Source organism: Brevibacterium atlanticum, from assembly GCF_011617245.1.
GTDB lineage: Bacteria > Actinomycetota > Actinomycetes > Actinomycetales > Brevibacteriaceae > Brevibacterium > Brevibacterium atlanticum.
Genome location: NZ_CP050152.1, coordinates 315750 through 335621 on the forward strand (window position 1 = coordinate 315750; position 19872 = coordinate 335621).

Annotated in this window: 16 protein-coding genes; 12 read left to right on the forward strand and 4 right to left on the reverse strand. The window is 63.9% G+C overall.

Annotation, left to right across the window (positions count from 1 at the left end; all coding sequences use genetic code 11):
- Positions 1–116: 116 nt before the first annotated feature.
- On the forward strand, positions 117–884 hold the full coding sequence (locus GUY23_RS01435; protein WP_166969063.1) for an enoyl-CoA hydratase-related protein: 768 nt from the start codon (positions 117–119) through the stop codon (positions 882–884).
- A 115-nt stretch (positions 885–999) separates the two neighbouring features.
- Here GUY23_RS01435 and GUY23_RS01440 read toward each other — a convergent pair whose 3' ends face one another.
- Positions 1000–2661 (reverse strand): AMP-binding protein, encoded by a 1662-nt coding sequence (locus tag GUY23_RS01440; RefSeq protein ID WP_166969065.1) that lies wholly within the window; start codon positions 2659–2661, stop codon positions 1000–1002.
- A gap of 173 nt (positions 2662–2834) precedes the next feature.
- Between GUY23_RS01440 and GUY23_RS01445 the strand changes: the two genes are divergently transcribed.
- The 10 genes from GUY23_RS01445 to GUY23_RS01490 all read left to right on the forward strand — a co-directional run bounded on the left by GUY23_RS01445 (position 2835) and on the right by GUY23_RS01490 (position 15116).
- Positions 2835–4433 carry an acyl-CoA carboxylase subunit beta gene (locus GUY23_RS01445; RefSeq protein ID WP_166969067.1) on the forward strand — a complete coding sequence of 533 codons (1599 nt, stop codon included), beginning with the start codon at positions 2835–2837 and terminating at the stop codon, positions 4431–4433.
- Positions 4434–4441: 8 nt separating this feature from the next.
- Entirely contained in the window at positions 4442–6448 is a 2007-nt protein-coding gene (locus GUY23_RS01450) for an acetyl/propionyl/methylcrotonyl-CoA carboxylase subunit alpha (protein ID WP_166969069.1), read from the forward strand.
- A complete protein-coding gene (locus tag GUY23_RS01455; protein ID WP_228282646.1) occupies positions 6445–7239 on the forward strand; it encodes an enoyl-CoA hydratase/isomerase family protein in 795 nt (264 codons plus the stop codon). The genes GUY23_RS01450 and GUY23_RS01455 overlap by 4 nt, the downstream gene beginning before the upstream one ends.
- A complete protein-coding gene (locus GUY23_RS01460; RefSeq protein WP_166969071.1) occupies positions 7236–8078 on the forward strand; it encodes a TIGR03084 family metal-binding protein in 843 nt (280 codons plus the stop codon). Before GUY23_RS01455 ends, GUY23_RS01460 begins: the two co-directional genes overlap by 4 nt.
- A complete protein-coding gene (locus GUY23_RS01465) occupies positions 8075–9853 on the forward strand; it encodes an acyclic terpene utilization AtuA family protein (RefSeq protein ID WP_166969073.1) in 1779 nt (592 codons plus the stop codon). The genes GUY23_RS01460 and GUY23_RS01465 overlap by 4 nt, the downstream gene beginning before the upstream one ends.
- Positions 9854–9857: 4 nt before the next feature.
- Positions 9858–11012 carry an acyl-CoA dehydrogenase family protein gene (locus tag GUY23_RS01470; protein ID WP_166969075.1) on the forward strand — a complete coding sequence of 385 codons (1155 nt, stop codon included), beginning with the start codon at positions 9858–9860 and terminating at the stop codon, positions 11010–11012.
- 25 nt (positions 11013–11037) lie between these two features.
- Positions 11038–12636, forward strand: a complete 1599-nt coding sequence (locus GUY23_RS01475) for an AMP-binding protein (RefSeq protein ID WP_208085432.1) — start codon at positions 11038–11040, stop codon at positions 12634–12636.
- Positions 12633–13238 carry a TetR/AcrR family transcriptional regulator gene (locus GUY23_RS01480; RefSeq protein WP_166969079.1) on the forward strand — a complete coding sequence of 202 codons (606 nt, stop codon included), beginning with the start codon at positions 12633–12635 and terminating at the stop codon, positions 13236–13238. The genes GUY23_RS01475 and GUY23_RS01480 overlap by 4 nt, the downstream gene beginning before the upstream one ends.
- A 311-nt stretch (positions 13239–13549) precedes the next feature.
- The gene (locus GUY23_RS01485; RefSeq protein WP_166969082.1) at positions 13550–14011 is read left to right on the forward strand and encodes a MarR family winged helix-turn-helix transcriptional regulator; all 462 of its coding nucleotides are present in this window, start codon (positions 13550–13552) and stop codon (positions 14009–14011) included.
- 61 nt (positions 14012–14072) lie between these two features.
- Positions 14073–15116 carry a pirin family protein gene (locus GUY23_RS01490; RefSeq protein WP_166969084.1) on the forward strand — a complete coding sequence of 348 codons (1044 nt, stop codon included), beginning with the start codon at positions 14073–14075 and terminating at the stop codon, positions 15114–15116.
- Between the two features lie 190 nt (positions 15117–15306).
- Here the strand turns inward: GUY23_RS01490 and arr are convergent, their stop codons facing one another.
- Complete coding sequence (gene arr, locus GUY23_RS01495) at positions 15307–15738, reverse strand: NAD(+)--rifampin ADP-ribosyltransferase (protein WP_166969086.1); 432 nt, start codon at positions 15736–15738, stop codon at positions 15307–15309.
- A gap of 529 nt (positions 15739–16267) precedes the next feature.
- On the opposite strand from arr, the gene GUY23_RS01500 reads away from it, so the two are divergent.
- On the forward strand, positions 16268–17578 hold the full coding sequence (locus tag GUY23_RS01500; RefSeq protein WP_166969088.1) for an Nramp family divalent metal transporter: 1311 nt from the start codon (positions 16268–16270) through the stop codon (positions 17576–17578).
- A 29-nt stretch (positions 17579–17607) separates the two neighbouring features.
- On the opposite strand, the gene GUY23_RS01505 is transcribed toward GUY23_RS01500, so the two are convergent.
- Both GUY23_RS01505 and GUY23_RS18800 read right to left on the reverse strand, forming a co-directional pair.
- Complete coding sequence (locus tag GUY23_RS01505) at positions 17608–18105, reverse strand: GNAT family N-acetyltransferase (RefSeq protein ID WP_228282648.1); 498 nt, start codon at positions 18103–18105, stop codon at positions 17608–17610.
- A gap of 76 nt (positions 18106–18181) precedes the next feature.
- The gene (locus tag GUY23_RS18800; RefSeq protein ID WP_166969090.1) at positions 18182–19762 is read right to left on the reverse strand and encodes a helix-turn-helix transcriptional regulator; all 1581 of its coding nucleotides are present in this window, start codon (positions 19760–19762) and stop codon (positions 18182–18184) included.
- Between the last annotated feature and the right edge of the window lie 110 nt (positions 19763–19872).

Consider the following 19872-nt stretch of genomic DNA (forward strand, 5'->3'; position numbering starts at 1 on the left):
ACTAAGATCGAGTATCGACCGTTCGTTGAGCCGTGTCAATAGCTCAGTACGGGGAGCATCATGCCGCCATAGTGAATAAAAAATCACAATCGTGAGTGAACTCAAAGGAGTCGTAAATGCCACAGCTTGTTAAAGTCTCAACCACCGATAGCAATGTGGCACTGATCGAGATGGCCCACCCGCCTGTCAATGCCTGGAGTGTTGCCTTCATTGATGAATTCATCGAATCCGTAACCAGTGTTGCCTTGAGTGATCTGCGATGTGTGGTGGTCACCGGCGGACCTCTGATCTTCAGTGCAGGCGGAGACTTCGACCATTTCCGAAGAATGGCTGAGCACGGTGGCACTGAGCGGTTCGCGCATCGGGTGCAACAGCTGACGGGTGCTGTCGCTGAGCTGCCGATGCCGACGATCGCGGCCATCAATGGAAGTGCTCTCGGTGGCGGGTACGAGCTGTCACTGGCATGTGATCTGCGCTTTGCCGGAGCGAACGCTCGGATCGGTCTGCCTGAAACACATTGGGGCGTGCTCCCCGGGGCAGGCGGAACGCAGCGTCTGGCCCGACTGACGACGCCGGGGTTTGCCAAACGGCTCATCTTTTCGGCGGCACCGATGGCAGCTTCCGCGGCGTTGCCGCTGGGCGGCGTTGACTTTGTCACCGAGAGCGACGACTGCCTGCCTGCTGCATTTGAACTCGCCGAGCAGATTGCCCACAACAGTCCGAGGGCGGTCCGTGCTGCAAAGCTCGCTGTTGACGCGGGTGTCGATTCTTCCGTTTCGGTCGGGTTCGCGCAGGAGCGCGAGGGACTGATAGGTCTGCTTGGTGGTGCCGACTTCCGTGAGGGCATTGACGCCTTCTTCGAACGGAGGCCGCCCGTTTACTGACCTTGCGCAGCCTGGCGGGGTCGCCGAATGCGAACTCTGAGCGTCGATCACCTGCGCGGAGAACTCTTGGTGAGATGCCCGGCGATGGAGAAAGGTTTGACGGTCTGCGGTGTTTTCATGCGTCGGGTGCCGGTGATTCGATCGTGAGTCCCTGCCTCAGCTTGTACTTGAGGATCTTGCCGCCGACGGTCGACGGCAGTTCGTCACGGTAGATCACGTGCTTGGGTGTCTCGAAGCCTGCCAGATGCTCACGGGCATACGCGATGATCTCTGCCGGGTCGGGGGCCTGGCCTCGGGGCACGATCACCGCGGTGACCGCTTCACCCCACCTCTCGTCGGGCAGCCCGACGACAGCGGCCTGGGTGACCGCGGGATGTTGGACGAGCACTGATTCGACGCGTAGGGATGATACATTCTCACCACCGGATTTGACGATGTCCTTGAGGCGGTCGACCATGATGCGACGGCCGCCTTCCCCATAGCGACATGAGTCTCCGGAGCTGAACCATCCACCCCGAAACGCTTCCCGGGTAGCGTTCTCATTCTTGTAGTAGCCGGCAACCATGACCGGAGATCGGTAGACGGCCTCTCCGACCGTATCCGTGTTTTCGTCGATCGGCTCTCCCAGGGGATCGACGATCCGAGACGCGAGGAGCGGGCTCGGATAACCGACGTAGTTCTCGGTGGGAGAAGTCCGTCGGTAGAGCTCGTCGTCGCCGTCCGGCCAGAATCGGTGACATGAGATCGACTCCGTCTGTCCGAAGATCGCGAAGGGGTGGACCTGTGGTGCCCGCGCGCGCAGCCGGTCGAGGACGGATGGGGGCAGTGCGGCCCAGCCGTAGGTGACGGTGGTGAGGTGCGGAAGGGAGATATCCTGCTCCTCGAGCTCCGAGGTGAGGGCGTCGACCATCGCCGGTGAGCCGCCCCAGAGGGCCGTGGCCTGCTCTGCTGACAGAGCCTCTGCGATCACTGCGGGATCGGGTCGTCGCCCCATGACGAAAGTGCCCCCGACAGCCATGGTCGCAAGTGCGAAGATGTGGTGTCCGATGTGGTACATCATCGGCAGGCAGGTGACCAGGACGAGGTCGCTTTCGAACTTCAGTCCTCGAGTGAGGCTGAGGGCGAATCCATGCGCGGCCAATGTCGCGCTCGTGTGAGAGAGCATGACGCCCTTGGGCATGGCTGTGGTCCCAGAGGTGAACAGGATCTCGGCGATATCGTCGCCGTGGACGGTGCCTGAGGGCTCGCGATCGGGCTGTCCCTCGACGAAGTCGTCGAACGACACAGTGCCGGCAACTGCCGATCCGCCGATCTCGAACGTCATGTGCGCCTTCAGCCCGGCTTCGTCGAGGCCGGGCGAGACCCGCTCGAAGAGTTCTGCGTCGACGGCGATGAATCCGGGGTCGAGCACTCCGAGCGTATGCGCGATGACATCCGAGCGCAGCGCAGGGTTGATCGGTGCGACCACTGTTCCGATCTTCGCGGCGCCGAGGCGGAAGACATAGGCTTCGACGGAATTCTCCACGAACATCGCGATCCGACCGCCCCGATCGAGCCCTGCGCCGAGGAGGGCGTGGGCGACGCGGTTGGCGAGCTCGTCTGCTTCTCGGTACGTCAGTCGTGCATAGCGGTCGGACGAAGTTGCGCCGTCGAGTCCGATGATGGCGTCGTGCTCCGGCGTGCTCCACGTGACCCGCTCGATGAGGTCCGCTGTGCAGACGCGGTTCCACCGCTGGTCCGCGCGCCGGTTGTAGAGAGAGGTGACATCTAGAGACATGTGGGTGCTCCTCGTGTGGTAGTCGACAACTGTGTCGCCGACTCAAGCATAAGTGACTTGTAATTCACTATTCAAGACATTGACTGCCACAAAATTCGGTTTAGGATGTGAATCATGAGTCACTTAAAAGATTTGGGAATCAGTCCTGGGCGCACTGTGGCGAGGAGGACACCATGCAGGTTCTGAAAAGCACATTCGACTTCGACAGCGATATCGCGGCGGAGAATCGCAAGGGTAATCTCGCTCTCATCGCGGCTTTGGAGGAGGAGCAGCGCAAAGCTGCCGCCGGAGGTGGGGAGAAGTACGTTCTTCGCCACCGTGACCGCGGGAAGCTGCCTGTGCACGACCGTGTCGAACTGCTGCTTGACGAGGACGCCCCGTTCCTTGAGCTTTCGACTGTTGCCGCCTGGGGCACTGACTACCAGGTCGGTGCCAGCGCAGTCACCGGCATCGGCGTGGTCAGCGATGTCGAATGCATGATCATCGCCCATGACCCCACGGTCAGGGGAGGGGCATCGAACCCGTACACGTGGAAGAAGGTGCTGCGGGCGACGGCGATCGCGCAGGAGAACCGCCTGCCCGTCATCAACCTCGTCGAATCCGGAGGCGGAGACCTCGAACGGCAGTCGGAGCTGTTCGTCCCTGCCGGACGCCTGTTCCACGACCTCACTGCCCTGTCGGCCTCCGGGGTCCCCACGCTTGCTCTCGTCTTCGGCAACTCGACGGCCGGCGGCGCCTATGTTCCTGGCATGTGCGATTACACGGTGATGGTCGCCGAGCAGGCGAAGGTGTTCCTCGGCGGACCTCCGCTGGTGAAGATGGCGACCGGGGAGGACACGGACGACGAGAGCTTGGGCGGCGGCGACATGCATGCGCGAGTGTCCGGTCTCGCCGACTATCTCGCTCAGGACGAACGCGAATGCATCGCCATCGGTCGTCAGATCGTCGAGCACCTCGCGTGGCGGAAGCTCGGTCCAGGGCCCACGGAGGCGGCAGACGAACCGATCTACGACCCCGAAGAGCTGCTCGACATCGCATCGGTCGATCTCAAGGTGCCGTTCGACCCCCGAGAGGTTCTGGCACGCGTCGTCGACGGTTCCCGCTTCGAGGAGTACAAGCCGCTCTACGGGTCCGCGCTCGTGACCGGGTGGGCTTCGATCCACGGCTATCCGGTCGGCATCCTCGCCAACGCTCGCGGGATCCTGTTCAACCAGGAGGCGAAGAAGGGCGCTGAGTTCATCATGCTCTGCAATCAGACCGACACGCCGCTGATCTTCCTGCAGAACACCACGGGTTTCATGGTCGGCACCGAATACGAGCAGAACGGCATCATCAAGGACGGATCGAAGCTCATCAATGCGGTCACGAACAGCCGTGTGCCTCATCTGACGATCAACCTCGCTGCTTCCTACGGAGCAGGCAACTACGGCATGTCGGGCCGGTCCTACGACCCTCGTCTCCTCTTCACCTGGCCGAATTCGAAGACCGCGATCATGGGCCCAGAGCAGCTCGGCGGCGTGATGTCGATCGTCGGGCGCCAGGCTGCCGCCGCGTCAGGACGAGAATTCGACGAGGAGGCCGACGCCCGCCGTCGGGCCGAGACGGAAGAGAAGGTCGAAAGCGAGTCGCTCGCCCTGTATATGAGTGGTCAGTGCTACGACGACGGAATCATCGACCCCCGTGACACCCGCACAGTGCTCGGCATCGGTCTGTCCATGTGTCACACGCAGAAGATCAGCGGCACCCGCGGCTTCGGCGTATTCAGGATGTGAGGAAGAGAATGATCAGAAAGATTCTTGTCGCCAACCGGGCGGAGATCGCCTCTCGTGTCTTCCGCACTGCTGCTGGCATGGGGCTGTCCACCGTCGCTGTGTATTCGGATCCCGACCGGGAAGCACCCTTCGTCAGCGATGCTGACGAAGCGGTGCCGTTGGGCGGGTCGACGCCTGCCGAATCCTACCTGCGCGCCGACGCGATCATCGCGGCTGCCAAGCTCACCGGAGCCGACGCTATCCACCCCGGCTACGGCTTCCTCTCGGAGAACGCCGAGTTCGCACAGTCATGCGCCGATGCGGGAATCCGCTTCATCGGGCCCAGCCCCGATGCGATCACGAAGATGGGATCCAAGCTCGCCGCTCGTGAGCTGATGGAACGATCGGGAGTCCCGGTCCTTCCAGGAAAGGACCTCACAGGCACCGACGCGGATACGGCCGCCTCCTACGCCGACGAGATCGGCTGGCCGGTGCTCGTGAAGGCGTCGTTCGGTGGAGGCGGGCGCGGCATGCGAGTCGTCCGCGACCGCGGAGAACTCGCCGAGGCGATCGAATCGGCCCGTCGGGAGGCGGGCTCGGCCTTCGGCAATGACACCGTCTTCCTCGAGCACTATGTCGACGAGCCGCGACATGTCGAGATGCAGATCTTCGGTGACGAGGCGGGCACGGTCGTGCATCTGAACGAGCGCGAGTGCTCCATCCAACGTCGCCACCAGAAGATCCTCGAAGAGTCGCCGTCGCCGGCGGTCGACCAAGAGCTGCGCGCTGCGATGGGCGATGCGGCAGTAAAGGCAGGAAAAGCACTGAGCTATGTGGGCGCCGGTACCGTCGAATTCCTCCTCGCACCCGATGGCAGCTTCTACTTCCTCGAGGTCAACACTCGTCTGCAGGTCGAGCACCCCGTGACGGAGCTCGTCACCGGGCTCGATCTGGTCCGACTGCAGATCGATGTCGCCGACGGACGTCCGCTGCCGAGCGATCTGTCGAATCCGAGTATCAGCGGCTGGGCGATCGAAGCCCGCCTGTATGCCGAGGACGTCGACCAGGGGTTCCTGCCCGCTGCCGGAACCCTCGACGAGTTCGACATTCCGATGCTGCCGGGGGTCCGGCTCGACAGCGGAGTGGTCGCCGGCAGCGTCGTATCGACGAACTACGACCCGATGCTGGCCAAAGTCATCGCCCACGGTGCCACTCGTACGGAGGCGCTGGCCCGATTGGCCAAGACGCTGAGACAGACGAAGGTCGCGGGCGTGACGACCAACCGCACGCTGCTCGTCGGCGTCCTCGAGGACCAGGACTTCGCATCCGGCCGCATGGACACGCACTTCTTGGACCGAGTGTCGATCTCGGACCTCCAGGCGGTCGGCGACATCGGTGACGCGAGCTGCTTTGCGCTTGCAGCAGCACTGGCGGATCAAGCCCTCAACCGCTCACGTGCCCGCTCACTGACGTCTGTGCCCACCGGGTTCCGCAACAGTCCTGTCGGACTGCAGGAACGTACTCTTCTCCGAGGAGAGACAGAGCACCGGGTCGAATACCGTCTGAATCGCGCCCCCCTCTTCCGCGTCGACGGAGAAGAGCTCGACGTGACCGTGGAGAACGCGACGGCTGAGGCAGTGGTCCTCATCGTCGACGGTGTCCGTCGCAGCTTCACGATCAGTTCCGTGAACGAGACAGTGATCGTGTCGGAGCCGCGCGGGAGCGTGACCTTCGTCCGCGCACCGCGCTTCCCCGATGCCAGCGATCAGATCGATCCCGGTTCCCTCGTCGCTCCGATGCCGGGAACGGTCGTCCGCCTCAACGTGTCCGTGGGCGATGTGGTGGCCGAAGGCGATACGCTCGTCGTCCTCGAGGCGATGAAGATGGAGCATTCGGTGAAAGCCGCGACAGGCGGCACCGTCACCGAAGTTCCGGTCGCGGCCGGATCACCGGTCGACAACGGTCAGACGCTCGTCGTCCTCGCCGGGGACACCGAAGAGACGAGCGCCGACGACGCAGCCGAAGGAAAAGAGTGAACACAGTGACGGAGGAGACGAACACCGCTGGAGAACAGGTTCTCTACGAGGTCATCGATCGGACAGCGTGGATCACCATCAACCGTCCCCAGGCCCGCAATGCTCTCAATGCCGCGGTTCGGGAAGGCCTCAGGGAATGCTTCCTCGCAGCCGAGGGCGACGACGAGGTGGCCGTCATCGTGCTCACGGGCGCCGGTCAGAAGGCGTTCTGCGCGGGCGGAGATCTCAAGGAGATGGCCGATGCGTCATTGACCATCCCCCCGCCCGATTACGTGCCTCAGCCGAATCGCACCCTCGACATCAGCAAACCGATCATTGCGGCCGTCAACGGCCTCGCTCTGGCGGGCGGATTCCTGCTCGCACAGTCCGCTGACCTCATCGTGGCGGCGGAGAACGCCAAGTTCGGCGTCACCGAGATCAAGATCGGTCGCGGGGCTCCCTGGGCGGCACCACTGGCATGGCTGATACCGCCGCGGATCGCTATGGAGATGCTCGTCACCGGAGATCCCCTTGCAGCGGACCGGGCCTACGAGGTCGGCCTCGTCAATGATGTGGTGCCCGCCGAGCGACTCCAGGAACGGGTCGCCGAACTCGCGGCCACGATCGCTGCGAACGCTCCGCTCTCGGTGCGAGCAGGCAAGGCGACCGTCTATGCGACGGCTCATCACACGAGAGATGAGGCCTTCGATGCCGCCGAGGACATTTGGCGCGATGTCTATCTCAGTGAGGACGCCCAGGAGGGGCTGCAGGCGTTCGTGGAGAAGAGGAAACCGATGTGGCAGGCTCGATGACCAAGACGGAGATCGTCGAAGAACTGTGCAGCGACCTCGTACTGGAGCAAGATCGCCTGCGCGAAGTACTCGTCGGTCTCGCTGAAGCCGACTGGACATTGCCCACGCCGGCAGTGAACTGGACGATTCACGACCAGATCGCGCATCTCGCCCATTTCGACTTCATCACTCGCCTGGCGATCTCACGGCCTGACCGCTTCGTCGCCGTTCGCGAGACGATGGTCGACCTGCAGACCTATGTCGACCTCATCGGACCGGCGAACCTGTCTCGGACAGGTGAGGACATGCAGCGATGGTGGAGCGAGGAGTCGTCGAAGCTCATCGACGCGATCGCGACGGCCGACCCGGAGAGGCGAGTTCCCTGGTTCGGTCCTCAGATGAGCCTGCCGTCGAAGATCACGGCACGCATCATGGAGACCTGGGCGCACGGTCAGGACATCAGGGACGCGCTGGGAGTGACCTCCTCGTCCTCGCCCAATCTCGTCCACGTCGCCAGGATAGGCGCACTCGCCCTTCCCAACAGCTTCGCGGTCCGCGGCATGGACGTGCCGACAGCCGCCGTCCGAGTCGAGCTCGATGCCGATGACGGAACGGTGTGGAGCGCGGGACCCGAGCACGCGGCGGAGAAGGTGACCGGGCCGCTTGAGGATTTCTGCCTCGTCGTCACCCAACGACGGCACGTCGCCGACACTGCCCTGCAAACCGACGGTTCGACGGCTTCCACATGGATGGAGATCGCGCAGGCATTCGCCGGTCCTCCTGGGCCAGGACGCGCGCCGGGCCAGTTCGCCGCCCCTACGCACTCAACTCCCGACCACGAAAACGGAGGCCAATCATGACCGCACAGCGACCCTTGCGCATCGGCAACTACGCCGGATTCTACGGTGACCGTCTCTCAGCAGCCCAGGACATGGTCACACAGGGTCCCATCGACGTGCTCACCGGCGACTATCTCGCCGAACTCACCATGCTCATCCTGTGGAAGGCCAAGCAGAAGGATCCGGACGCCGGCTTTGCCAAGACGTTTCTCCTGCAGATGGAGGAGATCCTCGGCACCTGCCTCGATCGTGGCATCAAAGTGGTCGCCAATGCGGGTGGGCTCAATCCCGAAGGTCTCGTCACCAAGCTCTCGCAGCTCTCGGAGCGCCTCGGCCTCTCACCCCGACTCGCCTACGTCGACGGCGACGACATCCTCGATCGCATCCCTGAGCTGCAGGCACGGGGCATCGATCTTGCGCACCTCGACACGGGGACGCCGCTGGCCGATTCCACCGGGGACCCCGTCACGGCCAATGCGTACCTGGGCGGGTGGGGCATCACCGAGGCACTGGGAGCGGGAGCCGACATCGTCGTGTGTCCGCGCGTCACCGATGCTTCCCTGGTGGTCGGTGCCGCCGCCTGGTGGCACGGATGGGAACGCACGGATTTCGATGCTCTCGCCGGAGCCGTGGCGGCAGGTCATGTCATCGAATGCGGACCGCAGGCCTGCGGCGGAAACTATCCCTGGCTCGACGAACTCGAGGACCGGCGTCAGCCGGGATATCCCATCGCCGAGGTAGCCGGTGACGGTTCGTCGGTGATCACGAAACACGAGGGCACGGGCGGAACGGTGACGGTCGGCACGGTCACCGCCCAACTGCTGTACGAGATCGGTCCACCCGGCTACCTCAATCCCGATGTCATCGCGCGCTTCGACACCGCCCGACTGTCTCAGGAAGCCCCCGACCGGGTCCGTATCGAAGGAGTCCGCGGGGAGGCGCCGACCGATTCGCTCAAGGTGGCGCTCAATCGCCGAGGAGGATACCGGAACTCGGTGACCATGGTGGTGACCGGGCAGTCGATCGAGGAGAAGGCGGCCTGGGCTCAGGAGCAGCTTTTCGCGGATCTGGGCGGACGCGATCAGTTCGACGACGTCGACGTGCATTTGGCCCGATTCGATCGTACCGATGCCGAGACCGAACAGCTCGCAGGCGCCCATCTGACTGTCACGGTCAAGAGCACTGACAAAGAGAAGGTGGGACGCCGGTTCTCCAATGCGGCCACGGGCCTCTACCTGGGTGGCTATGCGGGCTTCCACACGCTCACTCCTCCATCGGACGCCTCGTCATTCGGAGTGTATTGGCCCACCCTGGTGCCGGCAGCGGAGGTCGAACACACCGTCACACTGCCTGACGGGCAGGTCCGCACGATTGCACCGATCAGGGCATCCTCCGACGAGCAGCGTGACACCCAGGTCCCTGACGTTCAGCTGCCTCCAGTTCCCGAGGGCCCGACCGAACGCGCGGCACTCGGGCTCATCTGCGGAGCCCGATCGGGCGACAAGGGCGGAAACGTCAACGTCGGACTCTGGACGCGGGACGCGCATGCCTACTCGTGGCTGCGCGAGTGGATGACGATCGAACGTTTCCGGTCGGTTGTCCCCGAGATCGGCGACCTTCCGGTGGCCTGGTACGAGCTGCCGAACCTGTACGCCGTCAACTTCGTCGTCACAGGACTGCTGGGCGACGGCGTTGCGTCGTCGACACGTCCTGACCCCCAGGCCAAAGCCCTCGGAGAATACGTCCGTTCGCGTTTTGCCGACATCCCGAAATCACTTCTGAACAGAGGAGAATGAGCCCATGGATTTTGCTCCCAACGACGATCATGAGGCACTGCGGGAGGCGATTCGCGCCGTCTGCAGAGACTTCGACAAGAGCTACTACGTCCAGCGGGCGGAAGCCGGCGAGCCGACGACCGAGGCGTGGAAGGCCCTGGGCGACCATGGGTTCATCGGCATCAACATGCCGGAGGAATACGGTGGCGGCGGGGCCGGACTGACCGAACTGGCGATCGTGTGTGAGGAATCCGCTGCGGCCGGAGTTCCGCAGCTTCTGCTGCTCGTCTCGAGCGCGATCTCGGGAGAGGTGATTGCGAATTTCGGGACGCAGGAACAGAAGGAGAAGTGGCTTCCCGGGATGGCCGACGGCTCGAAGAAGGTCGTCTTCGCCATCACCGAGCCCGATGCGGGAACGAACTCCCATCGCATCGCGACGACGGCTCGTGAGGTCGAGGGCGGATGGACGCTGTCGGGGACGAAGCACTTCATCTCCGGTGTCGATGAGGCCGACGCGGTGCTCGTCGTCGCGCGCACTGATACTGACGACGCGACCGGCAGCGGCGAGCTCTCGCTCTTCATCGTCGAGACCGACGCTCCTGGTCTCGTCCGCCACCGTCTCCCGGTGTCGGTGGCACTGCCCGAGAAGCAGTTCACCCTGTTCTTCGACGAGGTGTCGGTCGGGCAGGGCAGCCTGGTGGGCGAGATCGGAAAAGGTCTCAAGCAGGTGTTCCACGGGCTCAACCCCGAACGGATCACCGGAGCAGCGATCTGTGTCGGAGTCGGTCGGCTCGCGCTCGAGCGTGCGTCGGACTATGCCCGTGAGCGTCGTGTCTGGGATGTGCCGATCGGCGCGCATCAGGGCGTCTCCCACGCTCTTGCACAGGCGAAGATCGAGGTCGAGCTGGCCAGCCTGATGACTTCGAAGGCAGCGTGGCTGCACGACCACGATCTGCCGGCCGGGGAAGCCTCGAACATGGCGAAGTACGCTGCGGCGGAAGCCGGCCTGGCCGCGACGGATGCCGCGATCCAGATCCACGGCGGCAATGGGCTCGCGACCGAATACGGGCTCCTTCCCTATTGGGCGCTGGCACGACTGCTGCGGATCGCTCCGATCAATCGCGATATGATTCTCAACCATGTCGCTCAGCACTCGCTGGGCCTGCCCCGCTCGTATTGACCGAACACGACGACGAAGGATGACGATGATGTCAGAGCTCGAGAACAACCTCATCCACCGGGTGAATGTGGGCGACAGCCTCACACGCTCGGCCGCGCGCTACCCGGCCAGGACCGCCGTGGTCGATGGCGACCGCACGTTCACCTATACGGAGTTCAACCTCTGGGTGAACCGTGTCGCCAACGGTCTGCTGTCGCGCGGATACGCCCGAGGCGACTCCTTGGCCTTGGCGGCCGGCAACAGCGCGGAGTTCCTCGCAACCTACTACGCCTGCGGGAAGATCGGGGTCGTGTGCGTACCGATCAATCTGGGGTGGCGTTCGCCGGAGATCGAACACGTGCTCACCCATTCCTCTGCCCGTGGCATCGTCATCGAATCCCAACTCATCGATGCCATGCGCGACGCGGTGGAGGGCGCCGAGTCTGTCTCCGATGTCGTCATCGCTCCCGGTACCCAGCCGGAGGTCGGGCTCGGGCAGGGTATCGAGGGGAGGGCGGTCGTCTCGTTCGCGGACTTCGTGTCTGACTGCGAGGACGAACCGATGGTCTTCGTCGACGATCGAGATTCCCTGTCCTATCTCTACACAAGCGGGACCACCTCGGCGCCGAAGGGCGTGATGGGCAGCCACACGTCGATCTATCTGGAATCGCTGTCGATGGCGCTCGAGGGCCGTTTCGACGACACCGATGAGTTCCTTGCCATCATGCCGATGTTCCACACCGCGCAGCTCAACTGCCACTGCACTCCGGCACTGATGGTCGGAGCAGCGATCCACATCATGCGCGGATTCGACGCCGACGAGCTGCTCTCGATCATCGAGCATCGGGGGATCACTCAGCTGTTCGCCCTGCCGATGATGTTCCGACAGCTCCTGGAGCATCCGCGCATCACCGGCACCGATCTCTCGAGCCTGCGGCGGGCACTGTACGCTATGGCGCCCATGCCGCAGAATCAGTTGGAACGCTGCATCGAGATCTTCGACTGCGATTTCTACCTGCTCTTCGGTCAGACGGAGATGAGCCCTACCGCCACCCTGTTCAGGCCGGAGCACCAACTGTCTCACAACGGTGCGGCGGGCACGCCCGTGGCCAACGTCCAGGTGGCCATCATGGATGAGAGCGGAACGCTCCTGCAGCCGGGTCAGAGCGGCGAGATCGTCTATCGGGGACCCCATACGATGTCCGGGTACCTCGACCATCCCGAAGCGACGAAGGCGGCATTCGCACACGGATGGTTCCACTCCGGGGACATCGGACACTTCGATGACGACGGACTTCTGTGGTTCACGGATCGGAAGAAGGACGTCATCAAGACCGGTGGAGAGAATGTCGCGTCGATCGAGGTGGAGAAGGCGATCCTCGAAGTCGATTCGTCCGTTGCCGAAGTGGTCGTCGTCGGCTTGCCTCACGCACACTGGACTGAGGCGATCACTGCTTTCGTGGTCCCGATGGAAGGTGAGCGGATCGATCCTGATGCTCTCATCGCTTCCGTCAAGACGGTCATCGATCCGTACAAGGCACCGAAGTCTGTGATCATCGTCGAACACCTTCCGAAGACTTCGACGGGTAAGATTCAGAAGCATCTTGTCAGGCACGAATTCGAAGGGCACTATGCGGGAGAATGATGGCGACCGAGACCGATGATCTGCGTGTGACTCGGTCGGGTCGCACCCGAGACCCGGGGCGAAAGGAGAAGATCATCCGCGCCTCGGTCTCACTCATCGCGGAGAACGGCTTTCACGACGTCTCGATGGCAGAGATCGGTGCGGAGGCGGGGATCGTCGGCTCCGGGGTCTACCGACACTTCGAAAGCAAGTCCGCGATCCTCGTCGAGGTCTTTGAACGTGTGATCGATTCGCTGCTGGTCGATCAGAAGGAGATCCTGGACTCCGGGCAGGAGCCAGCAGACGCGTTCGCAGGACTCATCGACGGGCAGATCGATTTCGTCGTGGGTGATCGTGCCGTGGCCCTGGTGTACCACCACGAGGTCCATAATCTGCCCGACTCTGACCGCCGACGTCTGCGCCGCAAGCAGCGGATCTATCTGGAAGGGTGGGTCCAACTTCTGCAGGAGCAGCGGCGGACTCTGGACGACTCCAGCGCGCGAACCTTGGTGCACTGCTCGATCGGTGCGATCCAGTCGACGCTCTTCCACAATGTCGGTTTAGCGGAGGAGCAGCTTCGAGACGTCCTGCGGCGTGCTGCCATTGCCGTTCTCAACTCATGAATTCGCCCATCGTCCCTGTCATCGGATGCGACGTCGGGTAGGCAGTCGTGACAAAGGGTCCTGCTGGCGAGGTCGAAACGACGGCAGGGGGAGCCCGAAGCGGCAATACGATACCCCCGGAGTGAGATCGGAGTCGTGGGCGACTCTGCTTGATCTCCGCAGCCGGGGGTACGTTGGGGATATACCAGGTACTGACGTCGAGGGGTGGTCGACGGGCCCCTGCAAAGAGGCCGGGTATACCATTGAACTACCGTTTTGTTGACTATGCAACAAAAGTGTGGCAGGACACATCGACGAGCGAAGGCGGACCGATGGATAAGACGACTCCGGTGAGCAGCATGATCAGGCAGAATGGGCCGATCAAGATCGCGGCGTGGCGTCTGATGATGGAGAAGTACCAGGATTTCCTGACGAGGTTCGAACACGAGTTCCGGACCCGGCACGGACTGACCGTCAATGAGTTCGATGTTCTCATCAATGCCCGGCCCGAGTCCCAGGTGCGACACCGCGACCTGCTGCGCAGCCTGGTGATCAGCCGCAGTGCGCTCAGTCGGCTGCTCGGCAAGCTCGAGGAGCGGGGGTTGGTGACCCAGGAGCCCGACCCGGAGGATCAGCGCGGAGTGCTCGTGGCGCTGACCGAAGAAGGGCGGCGGCTGTGCGACGAGGCGGCCGGAACGAATGCGGAGATCATCCTCGCCGGATTCGCGGGGCTCACCGACCCCGAGGCCGACGAGATCTTCGAACTCGTGTCGAAGATCTGCCCGGTCGAATAAGGGGGTACTCCCCGGGGCACTGACCCTCCCCGCCCACTGCGAAGAGGGCTACGATGTGGCCATGAGCAACGTCGACACCCGCCCCGATCAAGTCGTCTGCAAGGCCGGGGGCCTGCCCGGTTCGGCGTGTGACCAGCAGGGACGCTCTCCGGTCGAGATCATCACTTCCCGTGAGGTTCCGCTGGGCGGGCCGCGGGCGATGATCGTGCGCCGCACCCTGCCGCAGCGGCAGCGCTCGCTCATCGGGCCCTGGTGCTTCGTCGACCACTACGGTCCCGCCGACGTCTCGGTCACCGGCGGCATGGACGTCGCCCCGCACCCGCACACCGGGCTGCAGACCGTGAGTTGGCTGTTCGAAGGCGCCATCCAGCACATCGATTCCGGCGGCAACGCCGGCCTCGTCCTGCCCGGCGAGGTCAACCTCATGACTGCCGGGGCGGGCATCTGCCACTCCGAAGTCTCGACCGAGGAGACCACGACCCTCCACGGCGTCCAGCTCTGGCTGGCCCTGCCCGAGGCCACCCGCCACCAGCCCGAACGCGAATTCGAGCACTTCGAACCCACCCCGGTGCGCTTCGACGGCGGCGAGATGCTCGTCTTCCTTGGCAAGCTCTGGGGAACGGAATCTCCTGTGCACACGCATACGCCTCTGCTCGGCGCCGAGATCCGCCTGGCACCCGGGGCGAGCATCGATCTGCCCGTGAACCCGGGATTCGAGCACGGCCTCCTCGTCGACTCCGGCGATATCGCGCTCGAGAACGTGGACCTGCCCGTCGCCGCGGTCGGCTACACAGGCACCGGCATCGAGGAGCTGCGCATCGCCAATCGCAGCGACGAACCCGCCCGGCTCATCCTCCTCGGCGGGGAACCGTTCCCCGAAGAGATCGTCATGTGGTGGAACTTCGTGGGCCGCACCCATGAGGAGATCGCGGCCTACCGCGAGGAATGGCAGGCCGAAGGCGACCGCTTCGGAGTCGTCGACGGCTACATCGGCAAGGGCGGGCCCGGTCGCAATGCCGATGGCATGGGAAGGCTTCCCGCGCCGAGGCTGCCCGACGTCACGATCAGACCGCGGAAGAATCCGCCGCCTCGGGTTCAGAAATAAGGAGATTCAGACATGGTGAAGGCATTCGAGGACAAGACCGGTGATGACTATGCCGCGCAGGGCGGCAAGTACCGCAACGCCACCGGCGCCGACATCGACATCGTGAAAAGCCAGGCGTGAGCGGGACGATGAGCAACGCGAGTCGTCCCTTCATCGACAAGATCCACCCGGTGTTCGGAGTCCAGCAGGACTAGTTGAGGATCTGCTTGTCGTCGTCCTCACGGATCGCGGCGAGCCGCTCCCTCCACATCTGCAGGTCCTGCGGGCTCAGCCGTTTCCAGTCCTCGACCTCGCGGATGATGCGCAGCGGTTCGGCGCTCCGGTACGAGCGGGTGGGGTTGCCCGGGAACTTCTTGTCGGTGACGTTCGGGTCGTCCACGAACTCACCGAGCGGTTCGACCTCGTAGACGTGCGGTTCTCCCCGGGGACTGTCGGCGTCGGGGCCGAGCGCGGCGACCTCGGCGGCGAGCCCGGCGCCGTCGACGATGGAGGTGAAGTAGATGTGATTCATCGTCACCTCGGGTCGGTAGTTCGAGACATACCCAGCGGTGAGCAGCTGCCCGGGTTCGAGCGCTGCGCGGGTGCCGTGGAAGAAGGGGCCCTCATCGAGTGCTTCGGTCATGGCGTCGAATATACGCTCGAAGACTGGGGAACGGCTTCAGAATCGGCGAATGGAATGGGTCTTGAGAGGATGATGAGATCCTGCGGTAACGGTGTGATGAGACTTGGGCAGATCGAGAACGCGCCGCCTTTGACCTCGGGAAACATCCCTGATTAAATCAAGGTGTCTTCACAAAAATGTGAAGGAACCCAACGAAAGGCAGATCATGATCAACCTTGACCTCACCGAGCTCCTCAACGCTATCCTCGGAGCTCTGGGCCTCGCCTGATCCGATTGCGGATCCACGCGACGGCGATCGTCGCATCGAAGGCTTCTTCTCGTGAGAGAAGGAGCCTTCGCCGTATCACCGGGCGGCGGATTCGTCCTGAACCGGGCGGCTGATCTGATGGTCTCGGACCTTCTCGACGGCACCGAACGGTTCAGCTGATGAGACTCCCTGCGTGACAGCTGAGGGTCTCGGGCAGACTTGTGTGCGGACGACGCCGGTGCTGTCGTCGACGAACACCTGCGAAGGAGCCGCACCCCACTCATGTCCGCCGAAACGACACCGCAGTCCAGCCCAGGCATCACCTCGGCGCCGTCATCCCTGACCGGCCGCCTGCGGCTCATCGGACCCGGCATCGTGCTCGCGCTCGCCAGCGTCGGTGCTTCGGACATGATCACGACGATGAACTCCGGCGCCGAGTACGGACTCGCGCTCATCTGGGTCTTCACAGTGGGCATCGTGCTCAAATTCGTGCTCTCCGAGGCGGTCTCTCGGCTGCAGATGAGCGGGGACCGGTCGCTGCTGTCCCACCTCACCGGCTTCGGCGGGCGGACGTTCCCGGTACTCTTCCTCATCGCCGAACTGCTCGTCGGGCTCTTCTTCGGCGCCGGCGTCATCGCGGTGACGACGAACATCCTCCAAGCGATCTTCCCGGTGCTACCGTTCTGGCCGACGGCCGTCGTCGTCCTGCTCTCTGCCTCGGTGCTGGTGGGCATCGGCCGCTACGGCATCGTCGAAAAGGCGATGATGGGCTTCGGGATCATCATGTTCTTCGGCATCATCGCCCTCGCGATCTCCGTCTTCCAAGGTGACGGCGCCCAGGCAGTCGCCACCGAGACCGTAGTCCCGACCTTCCCGAACGCCTCGATCATCACGGTGATGTCGCTCATCGGCGGGGTCGGCGGGGCGACCGGCATCCTCGCGTACTCGTTCTGGATCCGGGAAAAAGCCTGGCGCACGCCGGACTGGAAGCCCGTCGTCCGCCTGGACCTCGTCATCAGCTACGGGCTCGTCTTCGTCTTCGCCGTGGCGATGAGCGCCGTCGGTGCCTTCATCCTCTACGGGCAGGGCTTCACGATCGCAGACAACGACTCGCTGTTCGCGATCGCCGACAGCCTGGTCAGCCGCATCGGTGACGTCGGGCGGCTGGTCTTCCTCATCAGCTTCCTCGCCGTGGTGTACACAAGCGTGCTCGGCGGATTCTCCGGCATCGCCTACGTCACCGCGGACTGCCTGCGAGTGCTCAGGCGGTACCCGCACCAGGACGAGGCGCGCTTCGACATGTCGGCGAAGTCGATCGAGTTCCGTGGGGCGCTGGTCTACCTATCCGTGGCGACGCTGGTGATCATGGGGTTCGGCCAGCCCGTCACCCTCGTCCTCGTCTATGCAGCGATCAGTGCCTTCATCCTGCCGGTGCTCGCGCTGGCCCTGCTCGTCATTCTCAACCGCAGCTCCGTGCCGACCGGACTGCGCAACACGTGGTGGTCGAACACGCTGCTGACCGTGTGCCTCGTGCTCTTCGGATTCCTCGCCGCACTTCAGGTCAAAGAGTCAGCGATGGGGTTCATCGGGTGACATTCCCCGGCGCGAATGGCCAGTGCTTGTCACTCATCCAGGTTCTTGAAATACCTGGCTACAGGCCAACGTTCGAAACCAATTGACTCATAAGCCGACCGAGCCGGAGCATGACCGCGATCGTCACCGGTCTCGACCATGACCATGTTCATGCCTGCGCGGCGGATGCGGTCGAACGAGCGCCGGAGGAGCGCGTTGCCGATGCCCTGCCGTTGGTAACGCGGATCGACTGCGAGCACATAGACCTCGCCCATGCGATCCTCCGAATGCAGCCGAGTGCACACCCATCCCGCAGGTGCTTCGGCAACCAGGGCAACGTCGATCTGATGCGGTTCCTCGTCAAGCGTCTTGGCGAGGTCGTGGAACTGACGTTCCCGCCAACCCTGAGGGTAGAAGGATTCGTAGACGAAGTTTGGAACGTCGGTCTCGAGCAGAGGGAAGATCGGCTCCCACGCTCGGATGGACAGGTCGAGCAGTGCCTCGCGATGAGATGTCTGGTAGGCGACGATCTGCAGCTCAGTTTCCATCGTGCCAGTGTCTCAGACAGAACGTCGGTCGAACACACCGCCGCATAGGCGGACTCCGCTCTCACGAACTTCACCCTCATTGACGCTGGTCGCGGTACTCCCGCGGGGACAGGCCGTACCGGTTGCGGAAGGCACGGCTGAAGCTCCTGGCTCTCAGGTAGCCGACCCGGCGAGCGACATCGGTGGGGTGAGCCCCGGAGTCGAGCAGCTCGCGGGCCACCCCCATCCGAGCATGCAGCTGCCAGCTTGCAAGGCTCATGCCGGTCTCTGCTCGAAAGACCCGATGGACCTCGGTGGGGATGATCGTGTCGGGCGGGAGCTGCATTCGAGCGAGGTAGCTGTCCGCCACAGCCCGCGCACGCACATCGACGGGCATAGGGACGCGGCGTGCCCGATACTCGGTGAGCTGAGCTGTGAACAGGTCGAGCATGTCGCGTGCGTTGAAGTCATCCGGGCGCAGCATGGTTCGGGTCGCGACGGCCCGGTGGAGCAGGAAGTCCGTCCACTCGTCGGAGAAGCGAACCTGCAGCGGTTCGCTGATATGAACCTCCTCGGGCCAGAGGTAGCAGACGGGCAGAGTGACTGCCCCCTCGCCGTTGCCTGCTTGATGGTCGACGCCGGCAGGGATCCACATCGCATCGCCCTGCCTGCGAAAGCGAAGGTCGGGCCCCAGGCTGAGATCACCCGTTCCCTTGAAGAGCCAGGCGAGGACATGCACATCGTTGTGATGCCAGGCGGTGCGGGTGGCCGGGACCGGTCCCGGCGCCGAGGTGGCCACCGCGGTTTCCGTCAGCCGTGCGATCGTGGCTGCCAGAACCGCGGTCCCTGTCGCCGCCTCGGTGCGCAATTGAGAGCCGGGGGAGTGGACGGACATACGAGCGGAGTAATCGCTCGGGCTCAGCCCGTAGTGCTTGCCGAAGGCGCGAGTGAAGCCGTGACGCGAGGAGAAACCCACCCGCATCGCCGCGGTCTCAACCGCGAACCCCGAGGCGAGCAGACCGCAGGCCGTTGCAAGCCGGGTCGCGGTCCGCCACCGGTCGAATGTCCACCCGATCTCGAGGAACCCGCGCCGGATCGTCGACACACTCGATGCGGTCGCCTTCGCCCACCGATCGATGCCGTGATCGAACGCCGGATTCTCCCGCAGCTCATGCGCCACCCGTCGCGCGGCCGAGGCCCGTGGCAGAGGCGGTTCCTCACCCGGGTGTAGTGCCGTAGGGCGTTCTAACGAGCCTTCCCTGCCGGTGCCGATGAGGTCGGCAAGTCCTTCTGGCCGGTAGCCGAAGATCCCATGCCCGGTGGATCCGTGGACGAAGTGGAGGATGAGCCAGTCCTGCCACTGCGCAGGTACAGCGAAGGTCAGCGGTGCCTGTGGCTTCTCGACAGCGGCCGACGGCGGGACGAGGTAAGGGAAGGCGACGGTGCCGGCCTCGGTGGTGATCATCTCCCATTCGCCGCTCGGCATCCAGAGGCCGCCTCCGGCTGACACATGATGCACGGGGCCGTCGGCCGTATGGACGAACGCGCTGCCTGTCCGCACCCACAGGAGGAGATCGAAGTCGCGCAGCCACGCACAGTTCATCCGGCTGGCCGGGATCCGCGGGACGGTCGACGCATCGGCACCCGAGGCCGCGGCCGCCTCGGTGATTGTCCTCATAAGTGAAGTCTATGAGACTCTGCGCACCCTTGCGTAGGTTAGCAATACCTAATATTGGGGATCGGTGTCGCCTGGGTGCGGCGCCCGGCCCCCGGACAAGGAGAGGCGAG